At 72.6% G+C, this 17,684-nt stretch carries 17 protein-coding genes and 1 riboswitch; of the genes, 10 read left to right on the top strand and 7 right to left on the bottom strand.

All coding sequences use genetic code 11. The annotated features are described in order from the left end of the window. Nucleotides 1–239: 239 nt before the first annotated feature. A complete protein-coding gene (locus ACIRYZ_RS00675; protein WP_402937743.1) occupies nucleotides 240–806 on the top strand; it encodes a CGNR zinc finger domain-containing protein in 567 nt (188 codons plus the stop codon). A gap of 163 nt (nucleotides 807–969) precedes the next feature. On the opposite strand, the gene ACIRYZ_RS00670 is transcribed toward ACIRYZ_RS00675, so the two are convergent. From ACIRYZ_RS00670 to ACIRYZ_RS00660, 3 genes are all read right to left on the bottom strand, one after another. Further along, complete coding sequence (locus tag ACIRYZ_RS00670; RefSeq protein ID WP_402937740.1) at nucleotides 970–2,469, bottom strand: FAD-dependent monooxygenase; 1,500 nt, start codon at nucleotides 2,467–2,469, stop codon at nucleotides 970–972. Nucleotides 2,470–2,619: 150 nt separating this feature from the next. After that, nucleotides 2,620–4,320 carry a phenylacetic acid degradation protein PaaN gene (paaN, locus tag ACIRYZ_RS00665; RefSeq protein WP_402937737.1) on the bottom strand — a complete coding sequence of 567 codons (1,701 nt, stop codon included), beginning with the start codon at nucleotides 4,318–4,320 and terminating at the stop codon, nucleotides 2,620–2,622. Nucleotides 4,321–4,470: 150 nt separating this feature from the next. After that, the gene (locus ACIRYZ_RS00660) at nucleotides 4,471–5,736 is read right to left on the bottom strand and encodes a hypothetical protein (protein WP_402937734.1); all 1,266 of its coding nucleotides are present in this window, start codon (nucleotides 5,734–5,736) and stop codon (nucleotides 4,471–4,473) included. Nucleotides 5,737–5,883: 147 nt separating this feature from the next. On the opposite strand from ACIRYZ_RS00660, the gene ACIRYZ_RS00655 reads away from it, so the two are divergent. Next, on the top strand, nucleotides 5,884–6,471 hold the full coding sequence (locus ACIRYZ_RS00655; protein ID WP_402937732.1) for a TetR/AcrR family transcriptional regulator: 588 nt from the start codon (nucleotides 5,884–5,886) through the stop codon (nucleotides 6,469–6,471). Between the two features lie 158 nt (nucleotides 6,472–6,629). Here ACIRYZ_RS00655 and ACIRYZ_RS00650 read toward each other — a convergent pair whose 3' ends face one another. Further along, nucleotides 6,630–7,091, bottom strand: a complete 462-nt coding sequence (locus ACIRYZ_RS00650) for an Lrp/AsnC family transcriptional regulator (protein ID WP_030278207.1) — start codon at nucleotides 7,089–7,091, stop codon at nucleotides 6,630–6,632. 149 nt (nucleotides 7,092–7,240) lie between these two features. Here ACIRYZ_RS00650 and pdhA point away from each other — a divergent pair, with 149 nt between their 5' ends. The 3 genes from pdhA to ACIRYZ_RS00635 all read left to right on the top strand — a co-directional run bounded on the left by pdhA (nucleotide 7,241) and on the right by ACIRYZ_RS00635 (nucleotide 10,769). Further along, complete coding sequence (pdhA, locus tag ACIRYZ_RS00645; protein ID WP_402937729.1) at nucleotides 7,241–8,380, top strand: pyruvate dehydrogenase (acetyl-transferring) E1 component subunit alpha; 1,140 nt, start codon at nucleotides 7,241–7,243, stop codon at nucleotides 8,378–8,380. Nucleotides 8,381–8,457: 77 nt separating this feature from the next. Next, nucleotides 8,458–9,420: an alpha-ketoacid dehydrogenase subunit beta gene (locus ACIRYZ_RS00640; RefSeq protein WP_402938489.1), complete on the top strand. Its 963-nt coding sequence runs from the start codon at nucleotides 8,458–8,460 to the stop codon at nucleotides 9,418–9,420. Nucleotides 9,421–9,425: 5 nt separating this feature from the next. Next, entirely contained in the window at nucleotides 9,426–10,769 is a 1,344-nt protein-coding gene (locus ACIRYZ_RS00635) for a dihydrolipoamide acetyltransferase family protein (RefSeq protein WP_402938487.1), read from the top strand. 95 nt (nucleotides 10,770–10,864) lie between these two features. On the opposite strand, the gene ACIRYZ_RS00630 is transcribed toward ACIRYZ_RS00635, so the two are convergent. After that, on the bottom strand, nucleotides 10,865–11,872 hold the full coding sequence (locus ACIRYZ_RS00630) for a pentapeptide repeat-containing protein (protein WP_402938485.1): 1,008 nt from the start codon (nucleotides 11,870–11,872) through the stop codon (nucleotides 10,865–10,867). Here ACIRYZ_RS00630 and ACIRYZ_RS00625 point away from each other — a divergent pair. Beyond that, nucleotides 11,765–12,763, top strand: coding sequence for an FAD-binding oxidoreductase (locus ACIRYZ_RS00625; protein WP_402938482.1), 999 nt, complete (start codon nucleotides 11,765–11,767; stop codon nucleotides 12,761–12,763). The two genes, ACIRYZ_RS00630 and ACIRYZ_RS00625, sit on opposite strands and share 108 nt — an antisense overlap. On the opposite strand, the gene ACIRYZ_RS00620 is transcribed toward ACIRYZ_RS00625, so the two are convergent. Both ACIRYZ_RS00620 and ACIRYZ_RS00615 read right to left on the bottom strand, forming a co-directional pair. Next, entirely contained in the window at nucleotides 12,764–13,306 is a 543-nt protein-coding gene (locus tag ACIRYZ_RS00620) for an NUDIX domain-containing protein (protein ID WP_402937726.1), read from the bottom strand. Between the two features lie 188 nt (nucleotides 13,307–13,494). Next, nucleotides 13,495–13,875 (bottom strand): phage holin family protein, encoded by a 381-nt coding sequence (locus tag ACIRYZ_RS00615; protein WP_393023797.1) that lies wholly within the window; start codon nucleotides 13,873–13,875, stop codon nucleotides 13,495–13,497. A 108-nt stretch (nucleotides 13,876–13,983) separates the two neighbouring features. On the opposite strand from ACIRYZ_RS00615, the gene ACIRYZ_RS00610 reads away from it, so the two are divergent. The 4 genes from ACIRYZ_RS00610 to thiC all read left to right on the top strand — a co-directional run bounded on the left by ACIRYZ_RS00610 (nucleotide 13,984) and on the right by thiC (nucleotide 17,492). Continuing rightward, nucleotides 13,984–14,301, top strand: a complete 318-nt coding sequence (locus ACIRYZ_RS00610; protein ID WP_393023800.1) for a cupin domain-containing protein — start codon at nucleotides 13,984–13,986, stop codon at nucleotides 14,299–14,301. A gap of 17 nt (nucleotides 14,302–14,318) precedes the next feature. Next, entirely contained in the window at nucleotides 14,319–14,990 is a 672-nt protein-coding gene (tenA, locus tag ACIRYZ_RS00605) for a thiaminase II (RefSeq protein WP_393023802.1), read from the top strand. 194 nt (nucleotides 14,991–15,184) lie between these two features. After that, entirely contained in the window at nucleotides 15,185–15,385 is a 201-nt protein-coding gene (locus tag ACIRYZ_RS00600) for a DUF5326 family protein (RefSeq protein ID WP_380608924.1), read from the top strand. A gap of 162 nt (nucleotides 15,386–15,547) precedes the next feature. Further along, nucleotides 15,548–15,683: riboswitch (TPP riboswitch) on the top strand. After that, complete coding sequence (gene thiC / locus ACIRYZ_RS00595; RefSeq protein WP_402937720.1) at nucleotides 15,678–17,492, top strand: phosphomethylpyrimidine synthase ThiC; 1,815 nt, start codon at nucleotides 15,678–15,680, stop codon at nucleotides 17,490–17,492. (Overlaps the previous riboswitch by 6 nt.) Nucleotides 17,493–17,684: the final 192 nt, after the last annotated feature.

Below are 17,684 nucleotides of genomic sequence, written 5' to 3'. Positions count from 1 at the left end.
CGGCTGTGGGGGCCGGCAAGGGGCCAGGGCGTTCCGGGGTAGAACGCTGGCTAGAACATGACAGAACAAGTCCGTTGGTTGGATCATGGTCAAGTAATTCGTTGCTAAAAAACAGTCAACTGTGGATCCCTGGAGGGCCGGTGATTCCATACAGTGAATGGCCGGAATTCCGGCGCCGGTCCATACCAATTCGTGGTGTGGGGCGCGGTCGTAGAATCGGGCGGAGCCGAGGGAGAGGGATGACTGACGTGACGGCGGACCCGAGGGACCCCCGACCGCTGATCGGTGAGCCGCTCGCGCTCGACCTGCTCAACACCCGCTGGGCCGGGACGCCCGTCAACGATCTGCTCACCGGCGTCGAGGAGTACGGGATCTGGCTCTCCAGCAACGGGCTGAGCGGGCGCTGCGCGGCCGACGAGGCCGGGCTGGCGGCGATCCGCGAGACCCGCGAGGCGATCCGGCTGGCCGCCCAGGAGGCCCGTGGCCAGGGCGAGTTGAGCCTACGGGCGCGCGAGGGGCTGGACGCGGTGCTGGCGCACGGGCGGATCCGGCGGACGGCCGGACCGGGCGGGGCCGAGGACCGGGTGGAGGCCGACCGGCCGGAGTGGCTGGCGCCCTGGCTGGCGGTGGACGACTTCCTGACGCTGCTCGGGCAGGGCGCGCACCGGGTGAAGCAGTGCGCACACGAGGCGTGCATTCTGCATTTCTTCGACGCCTCGCAGAACGGCCGCCGGCGGTGGTGCCGGATGGCGGTCTGCGGGAACCGGGCGAAGGCGGCGCGGCACTACGTGAAGGCGCGGGGTTAAGGGACGACCGAACGAAGGGTCGGGGGGTGCGGGCCGCTGCGCGGGGTGCGGTGGCGCGCGGTCCGGGGCCCGTGGCCCGGGTGCGGGTCCGCGCCTTCCGCTGCGCGCGGCTCCCCGCGCCCCTGTCGGGGCGCGGGGATCAGGTGGGGGATCGGACGGGCGATCAGGCCTCGGCGGCCCCCGCGCCCAGCCAGGTGGTGAGGGCGTTCCTCAGCTCGCCCTGGCCGGGGTCGACGGCGGCCCAGGCGACGTAGCCGTCCGGGCGGATCAGCAGGACGGTGTCGGCCAGCTTGCCGTGCGGGTCGGCGGGGGCGGCGGAGACCAAGCGGCCCGCCCAGGGCTCGGCGGCGGCCAGCTCGTCATTGCTGACCAGCACGAACCGCCCGGCGCGCAGCGCCTCGTAGAGCCGCTCGGGACCGGCCGGGGCGCCCTCCTCGGGCTTGCTCAGCGCGGTCAGCCGCAGGTCGGGGACGCGCTTTCCGACCTGCGGGTGGGCGCCCTTGGGAGCCGGGTAGGAGATCTCGATGCCGGAGACCAGCCGGGCGCCGCGCTCGCTGAACAGGTCGAGGTGACTGCCGAGCGCGGTGAGCGCCCCGCGCAGGGCGCGGGTGGGGGCGGACTCGGCGAGGGCGATCCGGATCAGCGCGCCGGAGGTGCGCAGCACCGTCTTGCCGACCGGGTGCCGTTCGGTCTGGTAGGTGTCCAGCAGCGCGTCGGTGGCCCGGCCCTGGAGGGCGGCGGCGAGCTTCCAGGAGAGGTTGGCGGCGTCCTGGAGGCCGGTGTTCATGCCCTGGCCGCCGGCCGGGGAGTGGCAGTGGGCGGCGTCGCCGGCCAGGAAGACCCGGCCGGAGCGGTAGTTGGGGGCCTGGCGCTCGTCGCTGTGGAAGGTGGAGCTCCACCGCACGTCGTGCAGGCCGTAGTCCTCGCCCTGGGTGGCCAGGACGATCGCGGTGAGCTGCTCGGGGGTGGGGATGGCGCCGTCGGTGTACTGCTCGTGGCGGTCCCAGGCGATGACCCGGTACCAGCCGTCGCCGAACGGGGCGATGAAGGAGAAGCCGCTCTTGTTCGCGCCGACGGCGATCGCGTCGGCGGGCTCGCGCTCCAGCCGGACGTCGGCCAGCAGCACCGAGTCGACCACGGCCTCGCCGGGGAAGGGGATGCCCAGCAGGTCGCGGACCGCGGAGCGGACGCCGTCGGTGCCGACCGCGTACCGGGCGCGGTGGGCCTGCCCGTCGCGGGTCTCCAGGGTGACGCCCTCGGCGTCCTGGCGCAGTCCGGTGATCTCGGCGCCGCGCACGATCGTGGCACCCGCCTTCTCGGCGCGGTCCTGGAGCAGCCGTTCGACGTTGTACTGCGGGGTGATCAGGACGAACGGGAAGCGGGTGGGCATCGGGCTGAGGTCGATCGCGACCCGGTTGAACATCCGCAGCGAGCCGAGCGGGCGGCCGGTGGCGATGAGCTCGTCGGCCAGTCCCCGGGCGTCGAGCAGCTCCAGGCTTCGGGCGTGTACGGCGAAGGCGCGGGTCAGGTTGGACTCGGCGGTGCGCTTCTCCAGGACGGTGACGCCGACTCCGGCGGCGGCGAGGTCGCCGGCCAGCAGCAGTCCGGTCGGTCCGGCACCGACGATGACGACGTCGGTCTCGGTCGTCGGCTTCACGGTCATGTATTCAGCTCCCGGTGTTCGGAGGGCGGTTGGACGCCGCTTCCGGCGTTCTCCCAGCCTCCATCATCCCGGGCCCCACGATCGCTGTGAACCGCCGGTCCCCCGGTGGCCGATGACCACCGGGGGACCGGGTACCGCCCGTGCGTCGGCTCAGCTGTGCCGGCGGATCTCCACCGTGCGGAACCGGTTGGCGACGAAGGCGCCGTCGCAGTAGGCCGAGTTGGCGGCCGGGTTGGCGCCGGTGCCGTGCAGGTCGGAGAAGGCGGCGGTCTGGTTGGGGTAGACGCCGCCGGTGAGGTTGAGCGAGAGCGAGACGCCGGCGTCCAGCGCGGCCTCGACCAGCAGGGCCTCCACCTCGGGCGAGGTGGTGTAGCCGGAGGCGGTCATCGCGCCCTTCTCCCGGACGGTGGTGCGCAGCAGCTCCACGGCGGCGGGGGTGGACTCGACGGCGACGGCGAAGGAGACCGGGCCGAAGCATTCGCTGCGGAACACCGAGCGGTCGTCCGGCTTGTCGGCGTTGAGCTTGATCAGCGCGGGGGTGCGGACGGTCGCGCCGGGGAAGTCGGGCGAGGTCACCGCGCGCGGGGCGAGGGCGAGTTCGCCGTACTCGCCGCCGGCCGCGGCGGCCGAGCGCTGCAGCACGCCCGGGTTGACCACGGCGCCGAGGATGGCGGCGGCGCGGGCGTCGTCGGAGAGCAGGCCCTCGATGGCGGCGGCGAGGTCGGAGACCACCTGGTCGAAGGACTTGTCGCCCTGGTCGGTGCCGATGCCGCCGCGCGGGATCAGCAGGTTCTGCGGGGTGGTGCACATCTGGCCGCTGTAGAGCGAGAGCGCGAAGGCCAGGTTGCCGAGCATGCCCTTGTAGTCGTCGGTGGAGTCGATCACCACCGCGTTGACACCGGCCTTCTCGGTGTAGACCTGTGCCTGCTTGGCGTGCTCCTCCAGCCAGTCGCCGAAGGTGGTCGAGCCGGTGTAGTCGATCATCTTGATCTCGGGCCGCACGGCGAGGGTCTGGGCGACGGTGCCGCCCTCGTGCTCGGCGGCGAGGCAGACCAGGTTGGGGTCGAAGCCGGCCTCGGTGAGCACCTCGCGGGCGATCGCGACGGTCAGCGCGAGCGGCAGCACGGCCCGCGGGTGCGGCTTGACCAGCACCGGGTTGCCGGTGGCCAGGGAGGCGAACAGGCCCGGGTAGCCGTTCCAGGTGGGGAAGGTGTTGCAGCCGATGAGCAGCGCGAGGCCGCGCGGCACGACGGTGAACTCCTTGGTCATCACCAGCGGCTCGCGCTTGCCCTGCGGCTTGGTCCAGGCGGCCTGCTCGGGCAGCCGGGTCTGCTCGGCGTAGGCGTAGGTGACGGCCTCCAGGCCGCGGTCCTGGGCGTGCGGGCCGCCGGCCTGGAAGGCCATGCCGTAGGCCTGGCCGGTGGTGTGCATGACGGCCTGGGCGAACTCGTGCGAGCGGGCGTTGATCCGGTGCAGGATCTCCAGGCAGACGGCGGCGCGCGCCAGCGGGGAGGCGGCGGCCCAGCCGGGCTGGGCGGCGCGCATCGCGGCGATCAGCGCGTCCGGGTCGGCGTGCGGGTAGGTGATGCCCAGCTCGACGCCGTACGGGGAGGCCTCGCCGCCGACCTGGTCGCCGTCGGTGGGGTGGCCCTCGATGGCGAAGGGCCTGCCGAGCAGGGCGTCGAAGGCGGCCTTGCCGTCCGCCGGGCCGGTCTCGCCGTAGGCCTTCGGGAACTCGGGGTACGGGGACCAGTAGTCGCGCTTCGCGGCGGCGGCGAGCGCGGCGTCCAGGGTGGCCTGGTGGCGCTCGACCAGCTCGCTGACGAGGGGGTGGGTGACCGCTGCGGACATCTGTGCGCTCCTCAAGGGGGAGGACGGGACACGTCACAGAGTAACCGAACGATCGGTCGGCTCAAGAGGGTGCAGGGATCGGATTCCGGCAGAAAAGCAGGGGGCGCGTCCTCGGCGGACGCGCCCCCTGCTGCTTCGTGCGCGTCGTGGTTACGGCACGCCGAGCTCGAAGAGCACGTACCCGGCGTACCAGCCGGAGGCCACCGCGCCGGTGCCCAGCACGGCGGCCAGCACCGGCCAGCTGAGCTTGCGCATCCCCACCGCGAGCGCGATGAACAGCGGGAACGCCGGCAGCAGGTAGCGTGAGACGTTGCCGAAGATGCCCAGGCTGCCGAGCACCGAGACGATCGTGGCCAGCGTGTAGGCGGTCAGCACCAGCGGCGGGCGCAGCCGGATCAGCAGCACGATCAGCACCGGCAGGCTGAACACGATCAGGGTGGCCAACAGGTCCGGCACCGGGAAGGCGAAGGGGTAGTCGCCGCGGCCCAGCAGCACGCCGCGGATCGAGTGCCAGGTGCCCTGGCCCCAGTCGAAGTAGTGCAGCCAGGAGTCGTGCTGCAGCCGGAAGTAGCCGCCCCATTCGCCGGTCCGCCAGCCCACCCAGGCCACGTAGCCGAGCAGGCCGACCGGGGCCAGCAGCATCGCCGCCAGCGGGCGCAGCACGCCGCTCTCCCGCCGGTTCAGTTCGACCAGCGCGGCCAGGCCGACCGCGCCGATCAGCGCCGCCGCGGTCGGCCGGTTGAGCCCGGCGATCAGGGTGATCACCCCGGCCGTGACCCACTGCTTGGTCATCACGAAGTAGCAGGCCCAGGAGGCCAGCGCGACGAACAGGGAGTCCGAGTAGACCGCCCACTCGGCGCCCGAGCCCGGGGCGATCGCCCAGATCCCGGCGGCGATCACGCCCGCCCGGGGGCCGGACATCCTGTCCACCACGGCGTAGATCCCGGCGGCGGCGAACAGCGAGGCCAGGATCGAGACCAGCATCCCGGCGCCGTACAGGCCGAGCCCGGTGACGTCCGAGGTCAGCCGCATCAGGCCCGGGTAGAGCGGGAAGAAGGCGGCCGAGTTCTGCTCGATGGTGAAGCCGGGCTGCCCGCCCGGGACCGGGATCAGCGCCGGGTGGTAGCCGAACTGCGCGACCTGCTGGTACCACCAGCCGTCCCAGCTGGCCAGCACGTCCCAGGTGTTGGCGCCGCCGCCGAACCGGGCCGGCTTCTTGGCGTAGTCCCCGGCGAAGGAGAGCAGCTTCATGAACACGGTGAAGCCGATCAGCTTGAGCACCGCGTAGCACCACACGGCCGGGCCGAAGCGGACCACCAGCGCGCGGGCGCGCTCCTGCCAGGTGTCCGGGACGCTCTCCGGCTCCTCGCTGCGCTGCTCGGGCACGTCGGAGGAGACTGCCGGTATTGCGTTCATCAGCGGTGGACCCCAGCCTGCTGGACGTGGACGATCGTCCGCCGAAGTCTAGGCGGTCCGTACCGGGCCGGGCATGGACCGAGCGGCCCGGAACGGACCGGCCGACCCGATCGCGTGGGGTCCGGGGCGGCCGGGGATACTCGGAGGATGGCCGATCACACCACGCGCACTGCCTACACCGTCGAGTCACTGCTCGCGGTGACCGTCGACGTGTTCAACGAGCGCGGTTACGACGGCACCTCGATGGAGGACCTGTCCCGGGCGGCCGGGATCTCCAAGTCCTCCATCTACCACCACGTCCGCGGCAAGGAGGAGTTGCTGCGGCTGGCCGTGGGGCGGGCGCTGGACGGGCTGTTCGCGATCCTGGCCGAGCCGGCCGCGGTGCAGGGGCCGGCGGTGGAGCGGCTGGAGCACGTGGTGCGGCGCACCGCCGAGGTGCTGCTGGCGGAGCTGCCGTACGTGACGCTGCTGCTGCGGGTGCGCGGCAACACGGCCACCGAGCTGTGGGCGCTGGAGCGCCGGCGGGACTTCGACCACCAGGTCGCCGAGCTGCTGCGGGCGGCGGTCGCGGACGGCGCGCTGCGCGCGGACGTGGAGCCGCGGCTGGCCACCCGGCTGCTGTTCGGGATGATCAACTCGATCGTGGAGTGGTACCGGCCGGGGCTGAAGGCGGCCGACGGGGTCGCGGACGCGGTGGTGCACCTGGCCTTCGACGGGCTGCGGGCCCGCGCCTGACGGTTCACGCGCCCTGACGGTCGGCGCGCCCTGACGGTCGGCGCGCCCTGAGCCGAAGGGGCGCGCCGGTGCCGAAAGGGAGGAGCGACAAGCGAGGCACGAGCGCCGGAGCGACGACCGTCGGCACCGGGCCGGAGCGCCCCGGAGGCGAAGGGCGCCTAATCAGGGGGCACCTGGTCGGTCTCCTCGAACACCAGCATGGTTCGCGTGCCAAGCACCTGTGGGATGGACTGGATCCGGTTGAGCACCAGCTCCCGCAGGGCGTGGTTGTCGGCGGTGTGCACCAGCAGCAGCACGTCGAAGTCCCCGCCGACCAGGGCGATGTGGGCGACCCCGGGCAGCTCCAGCAGCTGCTCGCGCACGGTGCGCCAGGAGTTCTGGACGATCTTCAGGGTGATGTACGCGGACGCGCCCTGACCGGCCCGTTCGTGGTCCACCCTGGCAGTGAAGCCGCGGATGATGCCGTCCTCGACCATCCTGGAGATCCGGGCGTACGCATTGGCCCGGGACACGTGGACCCGCTCGGCCACCGAGCGGATCGAGGCGCGACCGTCCTGCTGCAGCAGCCGCAGGATCGACCGGTCGACCCGGTCGAGTCTGGACATCTGTTCAGCCGACATGACCCCCCACCCTCACCGATTGGACGCACTGCCACCAGTCGACCCCCGCACAGGCCGAATGTCCACCACCTTGTCACGGTTCTGGTCAAGATGAACAGACGACCGAACAATCGGTAGGGAGCCCCCGCCACCCCAGGAGGTGCCCCGAGATGACCGTTCTCGACCACAGACACCACACCGCGGTGCCCGGCTGGCTGCCCGGGGCCACCGCCCCGCGCACCGATCCGGCCCCGCTCCTCCCGGACGTCTCCCCCGTCCGGGTGCTCGGCACCCCCGAGCTGGAGAAGTACGACCCGGCGCTGCTGCGCGAGCTCTACCGCCGACTGGTGGTCGGCCGCCGCTACAACCAGCAGGCCACCACCCTCACCAAGCAGGGCCGCCTCGCCGTCTACCCCGCCTCCACCGGCCAGGAGGCCTGCCAGGTCGCCGCCGCGCTGGTGCTCGGCGAGCACGACTGGCTCTTCCCCAGCTACCGCGACACCCTCGCCGTGGTCTCCCGGGGCGTCGACCCGCTGGAGGCGCTGACCCTGCTGCGCGGCAACGCCCACACCGGCTACGACCCGCGCGCCAGCCGCACCGCCCCGCTCTGCACCCCGCTCGGCACCCAGGCGCCGCACGCCGTCGGACTGGCGCACGCCGCCCGGCTGCGTGGCGAGCCGGTGGTCGCGCTGGCCATGCTCGGCGACGGCGGCACCAGCGAGGGCGACTTCCACGAGGCGCTGAACTTCGCGGCCGTGCTCCGGGCCCCGGTGGTCTTCCTGGTGCAGAACAACGGCTACGCCATCTCCGTCCCGCTCAGCGCCCAGTCCGCCGCGCCCAGCCTGGCCCACAAGGCCGTCGGCTACGGCATGCCCGGCCGGCTGGTCGACGGCAACGACGCTCCCGCGCTGCACTCCGTGCTCGGCGAGGCGGTCGAGCGGGCCCGCGGCGGCGAGGGCCCGACCCTGATCGAGGCGCTGACCTACCGGATCGAGGCCCACACCAACGCCGACGACGCCACCCGCTACCGCACCGAGCCCGAGGTGGCCGCCTGGCGGGAGCACGACCCGATCCTGCTGATGGAGCGCGCGCTGCGTGAACTCGACGTGCTGGACGACCGGTTGGTGCAGGAGGCGACGGACGAGGCGGAGGCGCTGGCGGCCCGGATGCGGGCCGAGTTCCACGCCGACCCGGAGCTCGACCCGATGGCGCTGTTCGCCCACGTCTACGCCGAGCTCACCCCGCAACTGCGGGAGCAGGCCGCCCAGTTGTCCGCCGAGCTGGCCGCCGAGGCCGAGGTGCAGCACTGATGTCTTCCCACCCGTCGCCCACCCCCACCCTTGGCCGAGCCGCTGCGCGGCACCCCTCCGGTGTACGCACCGCGTCGATGGCGCAGGCGCTCAACTCCGCCCTGCGGGACGCCATGCGCGAGGACCCGACGGTGCACGTGCTCGGCGAGGACGTCGGCCGGCTCGGCGGCGTCTTCCGGATCACCGACGGGCTCACCGCCGAGTTCGGCCCCGAGCGCTGCCTGGACACCCCGCTGGCCGAGGCCGGCATCCTCGGCACCGCGATCGGCATGGCGATGTACGGGCTGCGCCCGGTGGTCGAGATGCAGTTCGACGCCTTCGCCTACCCGGCGCTGGAACAGCTGTTCTCGCACGTCGCCAAGATGCGCAACCGCACGGCGGGCAAGCTCCCGCTGCCGATCACCGTGCGCATCCCCTACGGCGGCGGCATCGGCGGCGTCGAGCACCACAGCGACGCCTCCGAGGCCTACTACACCAGCACCCCGGGCCTGCACGTGGTCACCCCGGGGACGGTGGCGGACGCGTACGGGCTGCTGCGCGCCTCGATCGCCTCCGACGACCCGGTGGTGTTCCTGGAGCCCAAGCGGCTCTACTGGGGCAAGGCCGAGTTCGACCCGGCCGCGTCGGTCGAGCCGATCGGCCGGGCCGTGCTGCGGCGCACCGGCACCTCCGCCGTACTGATCACCTACGGCCCCTCGCTGCCGGTCTGCCTGGAGGCGGCCGAGGCGGCGAAGGCCGAGGGCTGGGACCTCGCGGTGCTGGACCTGCGCACCCTGGTGCCCTTCGACGACGAGACGGTCACCCGGGTGGTGCGCTCGATCGGCCGGGCCGTGGTGGTGCACGAGGCGAGCGGCTTCGGCGGCACCGGCGCGGAGATCGCCGCGCGGGTCACCGAGCGCTGCTTCCACCACCTGGCCGCGCCCGTGGTGCGGGTCACCGGCTTCGACATCCCGTACCCGCCGCCGATGCTGGAGCACCACCACCTCCCCGGGGTGGACCGGATCCTGGACGCGGTCGCCCGGCTGCAGTGGGAGGACTGAGGATGATGCCCGTCGTACGGGAGTTCAGGCTGCCCGACCTCGGTGAGGGACTCACCGGGGCGGAGGTGGTCCGCTGGATGGTCGAGGTCGGCGAGGTGATCGCGGTCGACCAGCCGGTGGTGGAGGTCGAGACGGCCAAGGCCGTGGTGGAGGTGCCCTGCCCGTACGGCGGGGTGGTCACCGCGCGGTACGGCGAGCTCGGCGAGGAGATCGCCGTGGGCGCGCCGCTGGTGACGGTCGCGGTCGCGGGGGCGCCGACGGAGGGGGCTGTTCCCGGGGCGCCGGCCGCCGCGCTCGCCGCTGAGGTCGAGCGGCCGTTGGTGGGGTACGGGGTCGTCGAGAGCAAGGGCGGGCGGCGGCGCCGGGTCGGGGCTCCGGCTCCGGCTGCTGCCGCGCCGGTTGCGGTCGCCGCTGCTCCGGCTCCTGCCACGCCCGCCACGCCCGCCGCGCCCGCCGCGCCCTCCGCTCCGGCCGCTCCGGTCGTGGTGCCGGTGATCTCGCCGCTGGTGCGGCGGCTGGCCCGGGAGCAGGGGGTCGATCTGGCCGCGCTCGCCGGGAGCGGGCCGGACGGGCTGATCATGCGGGCGGACGTCGAACGGGCGGTCGCGGCCAAGGTGGCGGCTCCGGTGGTCGCCGCGCCCGCCGTCGCTCCGGTGGTTCAGGAGGGTGTCGTCCCGCTGCGCGGACTGCGCAAGGCGGTGGCCGAGAAGCTCAGCCGCAGCCACCGGGAGATTCCCGCCGCGACCTGCTGGGTGGACGTCGACGCCACCGAACTGATGGCGCTGCGGCGGCAGTTGAATGCGACGCCGGGCCCGAAGGTGAGCGTGCTGGCGCTGCTGGCCCGGATCTGCACGGTCGCGCTGGCGCGCTTCCCCGAGCTCAACTCCAGTGTGACCGGGGATGGTTCGGGCATCATCCGGCATTCGGCGGTGCACCTGGGCTTCGCCGCGCAGGGCGAACGCGGCCTGGTTGTCCCGGTGGTGCGGGACGCGCACGCCCGCAGCACCGAGCAACTCGGCGAGGAGCTGGGCCGGTTGACCGAGTCGGCCCGCAAGGGCTCGCTCACCCCGGCCGAACTTACCGGCGGCACCTTCACGTTGAACAACTACGGGGTGTTCGGCGTGGACGGCTCCACCCCGATCCTCAACCACCCCGAGGCGGCGATGCTCGGGGTCGGCCGGATCGTGGCCAAACCCTGGGTGTACGGCGGGGAGTTGGCGGTGCGCGACGTGACGCAGCTGTCGTTCACCTTCGACCACCGGGTCTGCGACGGCGGGACGGCCGGTGGGTTCCTGCGCTTCGTCGCGGACTGCGTCGAACAGCCGGGGATGCTGCTGCGGCAGCTGTGAGCGGGTGGCTGTGAGCAGGCGGTTGTGAGCAGAAGGCTCTGATCAGGGCGGGGGCCTGATCAGGGCGAGGTCGCCCTGGGTGTGCTGCTCGGCACTCAGGGCGACCGCCGATCGAGCGAGAGTAGCGCGTTCCCGGGCCGGGTGTCCGGGCTTCGCGTGATTCGTCGGATGAGCAGTTCGGGCGTGCCACGCTGCCTAGGCGTCAGCAGAGACAAGCCAGGTGGTGGCGCAGGCCGGCCGGAGGCGAAACGATTCTCTTGGGTACTCGAAACGTAGCGGTGAAGTCCCGCAGAACACTCCTGATCCGCACCGGGCACGGCTCGGCGGGGGCCGCCTCCGTCCCGGGCCTGCCGGAGCTGCCGCCCGACCCGGCGGTGGCGCAGGCCCCGATCGAGGCGCAGTCCGTCCTGCCACCGATGCCGCTGGACCCGCCGGACCTCCCCCCGCTGGTCGCGGCGGACGCGCCGACGGCCGTCCTGCCGCCGGTGACGGACCTCACGGAGCCGCCCGCGCTCGGAGCCGCGCCCGTCATGAGCCCTGCGCCCGTCATGAGCCCCGCCCATTCGGTGATCCCGGACCCGCCCGCCCAGCCGCCGACCGTCCCCGCGCCGAGCTACCCCGAGCCGCCCTCGACCACCGGCACCGCCTTCGCCTTCCAGCCCCTGTTCGCCGATGCTCCCAGCCTCAACTGGACTGGACCCGGCGACAGTTGGAGCGAGGCCTGGGCCGCGCAGCCATCCGCCCGGCACCTCCCGGCCGAGTTCCCCTCCGGGCAGATCGGCGCCGCACAGATCGGCGCCGCACAGGTCGGCCCGGCACAGATCGGCGCCACGCAGAGCAGCCCCGCCGCCGAGCTTCCCCTGACCGCACGGGACATCGAGCTGATCCGGGCCAGCCTCGCGGTGGTCGAGCCGGTCGCCGACCGGGCCACCGCGCACTTCTACGCGCTGCTCTTCCTGAACCACCCCGAGGTCCGCTCGCTCTTCCCGGCCGCCATGGACGTCCAGCGCGACCGGCTGTTCCGTGCCCTGCTGTCCGCCGCCCGCGGCGCCGAGGACCCGGCGGCGCTGCGCGCCGGGCTGAGCGCGCTCGGCCGCGGTCATCGCCGCTACGGCACCCTGACCGGCCACTACGCCCCGGTGGGGGAGTGCCTGGTGCAGGCGCTGGCCAGGTACGCGGGTGGCCGCTGGGACGCCGACACCGAGCTGGCCTGGCGCCGGGCCTACCGGCTGATCTCCACCATCATGATCGAGGCCGCCGAGGAGGCCGCCCGCACCTCGCCGCCCTGGTGGCAGGGCGAGGTGGTCCGGCACGAGCGCCGCACCCGGGACGTCGCGGTGGTCACCGTCCGCCCGGACCAGGTGTACCCGTTCCGGGCCGGCCAGTACTGCAGCCTGGAGACGCCCTGGTGGCCGCGGGTCTGGCGGCACTACTCCTTCGCCGCCGCGCCCCGTCCGGACGGGCTGCTGACCTTCCACGTCAAGGCCGTCCAGGCGGGCTGGGTGAGCAATGCGCTGGTGCACCGGGCCGCGCCCGGGGACGTGCTGCGGCTGGGCCCGGCGGCCGGCGAGATGACCGTCGACCACAGCGCCGGCGCCGATCTGCTCTGCCTCGGTGGCGGCACCGGCATCGCGCCGATCCGCGCCCTGGTCGAGGAGGCGGCCGAGCACGGCGTGTCCGGCCGCAGCGTCGAGGTGTTCTACGGGGCCCGCCGCACCGCCGACTTGTACGCGCTGGACGGGCTGCGCGAGCTGGCCGCCCGCAACCCCTGGCTGACCGTGCGGCCGGTGCTGTCCGGCGCCGGGTCGGGCGAGGGCGCGCTGACCGGTGAACTTCCCGAGGTGGTGGGCCGGTTCGGCTCCTGGGCGGGCCGCGACGCGGTGCTCAGCGGGCCGCCCGCGATGGTCCGCCGCGGCGTCGAGGCGCTGCTGCGGGCGGGCGTGCCGGCCGGGCGGATCCAGCACGACCTGGTGGGAGACCTGGCTTCCCGGTGATCACCCCAGGTCGGGTGCGAGGAGCGCGCGGATGCCCTCGATGTTGGCCGCCAGGTACGCCCGCAGCTTGGGCGGGACGACGTTCACCGAGGTCACGCCCTCGCGGGTGAACGGCAGCCGGACCACCTCGTACTCGCCGTTCGGGTCCGACACCTCGGGCCCGTGCCGGCGGCTGAGGTCCATCGAGGCCAGTCGGCAGACGAAGAAGTGCTGCACCTTGACCCCGTGCGGGTGCAGCAGGGTGCCGTCGTCGTGGTGGGTGTGGCTGATGGTGTCGACGAAGGCGGGCACCACGTCCACGACCTTGCCGCCGAGTTCCTCGTCCACCTCGCGGTGCAGCGCCTCGACGACCGTCCGGTCGTCGCGCTCGACCCCGCCGCCGGGGGTGATCCAGTACGGGTGCGCCGCCCCGGGCCGGACCCGCCGGATCAGCACGATCGAGGCCGGGCCGTGCGGATCGTCCGGGTTCAGCTCCAGCAGGATCGCCCGGGCCGTGCGCTTGACGACCGGGCGCGGTGGCGGGGTTCGGTTGTCGGGGCCCATGGTGACCTCCGGGGCTGGAGCGTTGTGCGGGAGTCTCCCGCACCGGGCGGGGATCGAAACGCCGACCGCTCGGGTGCATCCGTTCGGCGTTCCGAACGACGAAGGGGCCCGGACCGGGTGGAGCCACCCGGGCACGGGCCCCTTTCGCATCCGTGCGCGGGCCGCTTCGGATCCGCGCACGGCGGCGGTCAGTCGTCGTCCAGGGCCAGGTGCAGGCCCCAGGCGACCAGGCTGATGATCAGCGAACCGACCAGTGCGGACCCGAAGTTGACCACGTGGAAGTCCAGCGACAGCTTGGTGGACGCCCAGGAGGTCAGCAGCAGCATCAGGGCGTTGATCACGAAGGTGATCAGGCCGAGCGTGAGGATGAACAGCGGGAGCGAGAACAGCTTCACCACCGGCTTGATCAGCCAGTTGATGACGCCGAAGACCACGGCGACGGCGAGCACCGTCATGGCCTTGTGCTGCCAGTCTGCCTTGCCCTCGCCGAGCTGGATGCCGCTGACGATCCAGGCGGCGACCCAGATGGCCGCCGCGTTGATCAGTGTCTTGATGACGAAACCCTTCATGCGGCCCAAGCCTGGCAGGCGCCCGGCCCGGGGGGAAGCTCCCGTCGGACGAGTTGGTGTTGAATGCACCTGGTCCACGCGGTGTACGGACGAGGGAGGACGGCAGCGGTGAAGCTGTTCCGGCTGGACGAACTGGACGCCGAGCGGGCGGCCAACGAGGGCGCGTACCTGCGCTTCCTGCGCGAGCCGCGGATGTCCGCCGGGCTGTACGCGCTCTCTCCCGGCGACACCGACCCGCAGACCGCGCACGAGCAGGACGAGATCTACCAGGTGATCAGCGGCCGCGCCGAGCTGACCGTCGGCGCCGAGACCGCGACCGTCGCGCGCGGCACCGTGGTGTACGTGCCGGCCGGCACCCCGCACAGGTTCCACCACATCACCGAGGAGCTGCGGGTGCTGGTGGTGTTCTCCCCGCCGGAGGACTGAGCGCTTAGGGTCGCAGCATGAGCACCAGGACCCTGACCGAGGAACTCTGGGCGTCGATCGAGCCGGTCTACGCCGAGATCCTCGCCCACCCCTTCATCGGCGGCCTCACCGACGGCACCCTGCCGCGCGAGGCCTTCCGCCACTTCGTCGTCCAGGACTCGCACTACCTGCGCGACTACGCCCGCGCGCTCGCCGTCTGCGCCGCCAAGGCACCCGGCGAGGCGGACGTCCGGGCCTTCGCCGACGACGCGGTCGGCGCGCTGGCCGCCGAGCAGGGCATGCACGCCGAGTTCCTCACGGCCTTCGGCGGCACCGCCGAGGAGGCCGCCGCCGAGCCGGTGCTGCCCACCACCCGGGCCTACACCAGCTACCTGCTGGCCACCGTCTACGGCGGGTCCTTCGCCGAGGCACTCGGCGCGGTGCTGCCCTGCTACTGGATCTACGCCCGGGTGGGCGAGGCGCTGCTCGCCCAGGGCTCCCCCGACCCGCTGTACGCCAAGTGGATCGCCACCTACGGCGACGAGGCCTTCCAGTCCGTGGTGCGCCGGGTGCTGGCGCTCACCGACCGGCTCGGCGGGGAGCTGTCCGCGGCCGAACGCCGCAAGGTGGTCGAGCACTTCAGGACCACCTCGCGCTACGAGTGGATGTTCTGGGACGCCGCCTGGCGCGGGGAGCGCTGGCCGGTCTGACCGCCGTCCGGGGGTGCCCCACCCGGTCGGTCTCGGGGGTCTCCCCGGGGGTGGGGATCGGGGTGATCTCGGGGTTCTCTCCGGGCCGTTGGGCCTCGTTCCGGGGCTGCGGCCACCGTACGATCGAAGCATCGAAAGCAAGCGGGATGCGGCACCGAGTCGGCGGCCGGCCCGAGGGGAGAAGAGGAACCGACATGGCTGAGCTCTGGAAGTCGCTGCCCTCCTGGGTGCGCAACATCGTCATCCCGGTGCTGGTCCTGGTGCTGGCCTGGAACATCATCGCCTTCGTCTTCGGCGTGGTCGGCGCACTGCTGAGCATCCTGATCAAGCTGCTGGTCGTGGTGGGCATCGCGGCCGCCGTGGTGATCCTGGTGAAGAAGGCCGCGAAGAGCTGAATCCGCTCCGCCGCGCGGACCGCGGCGGAGCGCCCCGGAGGCCCGGCACCCCGTGAGCGGGGGCCGGGCCTCGGCCTTTTCGGCCGGATATTCGGTGCGGGGGCCTTCTGGACCTGCGGCGATCGGCTCGCTACCGTGTTGGGCGTCATGTGCAGGCAACACCGCCTGCGACGCGGGAGCTCGGAGCACCGGGCTGAGAGGGCGCTGACCGGAACGTCGACGGACGGACCGACGGCTGCGTCGACCGCAGGAACCTGGACCGGGTAATGCCGGCGTAGGGAGTAGAGGTCAGATGACCACGTTCGAAGCACAGCCGCAGTCTGCCCAGAGCGCCCCCAGCAGCGAGCGCACCGGCTACCCGACCCCGGCCTGGCGCAAGGCCTACCGGGACGGGTCCCGCCCGGACCTGCGGGTGCCCTACCGCGAGGTGCAGCTCACCAACGGCAGGACCGTGCCGCTGTACGACACCTCCGGCCCGTACACCGACCCGGCCTACGAGCCCGACGTGCGGCGCGGCCTGCCCGCCCTGCGCGACGCCTGGATCCGCCAGCGCGGCGACGTCGAGGAGTACGACGGCCGCGAGGCGCGCCCCGAGGACGACGGGATCAAGCACACCTCGCCGCGCGGCGGCAACCTGCGCAACCTGGACGCCGTCTTCCCCGGCCGCCCGCGCCGCCCGCTGCGCGGTCGCGGCGGTGTGGCCGTCACTCAACTCGCTTACGCCAAGCGGGGCGTGGTGACGCCGGAGATGGAGTTCGTGGCGCTGCGCGAGGGTCTGGAGCCCGAGTTCGTGCGCGACGAGGTGGCCCGCGGCCGCGCCGTCATCCCGGTGAACGTGAACCACCCCGAGGTGGAGCCGGCCATCATTGGCACCAACTTCCTGGTGAAGATCAACGCCAACATCGGCAACTCCGCCGTGACCTCCTCGATCGAGGAGGAGGTGGAGAAGATGACCTGGGCCACCCGCTGGGGCGCCGACACCGTCATGGACCTCTCCACCGGCCGCAACATCCACACCACCCGCGAGTGGATCCTGCGCAACTCCCCCGTGCCGATCGGCACCGTGCCGCTCTACCAGGCGCTGGAGAAGGTGGACGGCAAGGCCGAGGACCTGAGCTGGGAGGTCTACCGGGACACCATCATCGAGCAGTGCGAGCAGGGCGTCGACTACATGACCGTCCACGCCGGGGTGCTGCTGCGGTACGTCCCGCTCACCGCGCGCCGCAAGACCGGCATCGTCTCGCGCGGCGGCTCGATCATGGCCGCGTGGTGCCTGGCGCACCACAAGGAGAACTTCCTCTACACCAACTTCGAGGAACTCTGCGACATCCTGGCGAGCTACGACGTCACCTTCTCGCTCGGTGACGGCCTGCGCCCCGGCTCGATCGCGGACGCCAACGACGAGGCGCAGTTCGCCGAGCTGCAGACCCTCGGCGAGCTGGGCCGGATCGCCCGCGAGCGCGACGTCCAGGTGATGATCGAGGGCCCGGGCCACGTCCCGATGCACAAGATCAAGGAGAACATGGATCTCCAGAAGGAGATCTGCGACGAGGCGCCGTTCTACACCCTCGGCCCCCTCACCACCGACGTCGCCCCCGGCTACGACCACATCACCTCGGGCATCGGCGCCGCGATGATCGCCTGGTGGGGCACCGCGATGCTCTGCTACGTCACCCCCAAGGAGCACCTGGGCCTGCCCAACCGGGACGACGTCAAGACCGGCGTGATCACCTACAAGATCGCCGCCCACGCCGCCGACCTCGCCAAGGGCCACCCCGGTGCCCAGGCCTGGGACGACGCCCTCTCCGACGCCCGCTTCGAGTTCCGCTGGGAGGACCAGTTCAACCTGGCCCTCGACCCGGAGACCGCTCGCGACTTCCACGACGAGACCCTCCCCGCCGAACCCGCCAAGACTGCCCACTTCTGCTCGATGTGCGGCCCGAAGTTCTGCTCGATGAAGATCTCCCAGAAGATCCGCGACGAGCACGGCGACGGTTCGACGGCCGTCTCCAGCGAGTTCGACGCCGACGCCGAGGCCGGCATGCAGGCCATGTCCGAGGAGTTCAAGGCCCAGGGCAGCCAGGTCTACCTCCCGCTGGCCGACTGACGCCCAGACGAGCGCTGTTCCCGGGAGCCTCTTGCTTCTTGGGAACAGCGCTTCGTCGCTTCGTCAGAGCCCCAGCTCGGAAGATCCGCCGGATCGGCGACCCTGCCCCTGCTGAATCCGAGCTTGCCGGGGGCGAGCCGGCCGAGCGTCTGGCCGCCGATATTTCGGCGGCGCGCCGTTCCAGGCCGTCGG

This window comes from Kitasatospora sp. NPDC101155 (genome assembly GCF_044768305.1).
Taxonomy (GTDB): Bacteria; Actinomycetota; Actinomycetes; order Streptomycetales; family Streptomycetaceae; genus Kitasatospora.
This window is presented reverse-complemented; position numbering and strand designations above follow the sequence as displayed.

Bases quoted from the DNA above. Each gene is read 5' to 3' on its own strand.
- ACIRYZ_RS00660 (WP_402937734.1), bottom strand. From the start codon at position 5,736: ATGAACGCAATACCGGCAGTCTCCTCCGACGTGCCCGAGCAGCGCAGC.
- ACIRYZ_RS00655 (WP_402937732.1), top strand. From the start codon at position 5,884: ATGGCCGATCACACCACGCGCACTGCCTACACCGTCGAGTCACTGCTC.
- tenA (WP_393023802.1), top strand. From the start codon at position 14,319: ATGAGCACCAGGACCCTGACCGAGGAACTCTGGGCGTCGATCGAGCCG.
- ACIRYZ_RS00635 (WP_402938487.1), top strand. From the start codon at position 9,426: ATGCCCGTCGTACGGGAGTTCAGGCTGCCCGACCTCGGTGAGGGACTC.
- ACIRYZ_RS00630 (WP_402938485.1), bottom strand. From the start codon at position 11,872: ATGACCGCGGCCGAGCGCGCTCAGCCCGGCGCGCAGCGCCGCCGGGTC.
- ACIRYZ_RS00625 (WP_402938482.1), top strand. From the start codon at position 11,765: ATGGACGTCCAGCGCGACCGGCTGTTCCGTGCCCTGCTGTCCGCCGCC.
- ACIRYZ_RS00650 (WP_030278207.1), bottom strand. From the start codon at position 7,091: ATGTCGGCTGAACAGATGTCCAGACTCGACCGGGTCGACCGGTCGATC.
- ACIRYZ_RS00675 (WP_402937743.1), top strand. From the start codon at position 240: ATGACTGACGTGACGGCGGACCCGAGGGACCCCCGACCGCTGATCGGT.
- ACIRYZ_RS00600 (WP_380608924.1), top strand. From the start codon at position 15,185: ATGGCTGAGCTCTGGAAGTCGCTGCCCTCCTGGGTGCGCAACATCGTC.
- ACIRYZ_RS00640 (WP_402938489.1), top strand. From the start codon at position 8,458: ATGGCGCAGGCGCTCAACTCCGCCCTGCGGGACGCCATGCGCGAGGAC.
- paaN (WP_402937737.1), bottom strand. From the start codon at position 4,320: ATGTCCGCAGCGGTCACCCACCCCCTCGTCAGCGAGCTGGTCGAGCGC.
- ACIRYZ_RS00670 (WP_402937740.1), bottom strand. From the start codon at position 2,469: ATGACCGTGAAGCCGACGACCGAGACCGACGTCGTCATCGTCGGTGCC.
- ACIRYZ_RS00615 (WP_393023797.1), bottom strand. From the start codon at position 13,875: ATGAAGGGTTTCGTCATCAAGACACTGATCAACGCGGCGGCCATCTGG.
- ACIRYZ_RS00620 (WP_402937726.1), bottom strand. From the start codon at position 13,306: ATGGGCCCCGACAACCGAACCCCGCCACCGCGCCCGGTCGTCAAGCGC.
- thiC (WP_402937720.1), top strand. From the start codon at position 15,678: ATGACCACGTTCGAAGCACAGCCGCAGTCTGCCCAGAGCGCCCCCAGC.
- pdhA (WP_402937729.1), top strand. From the start codon at position 7,241: ATGACCGTTCTCGACCACAGACACCACACCGCGGTGCCCGGCTGGCTG.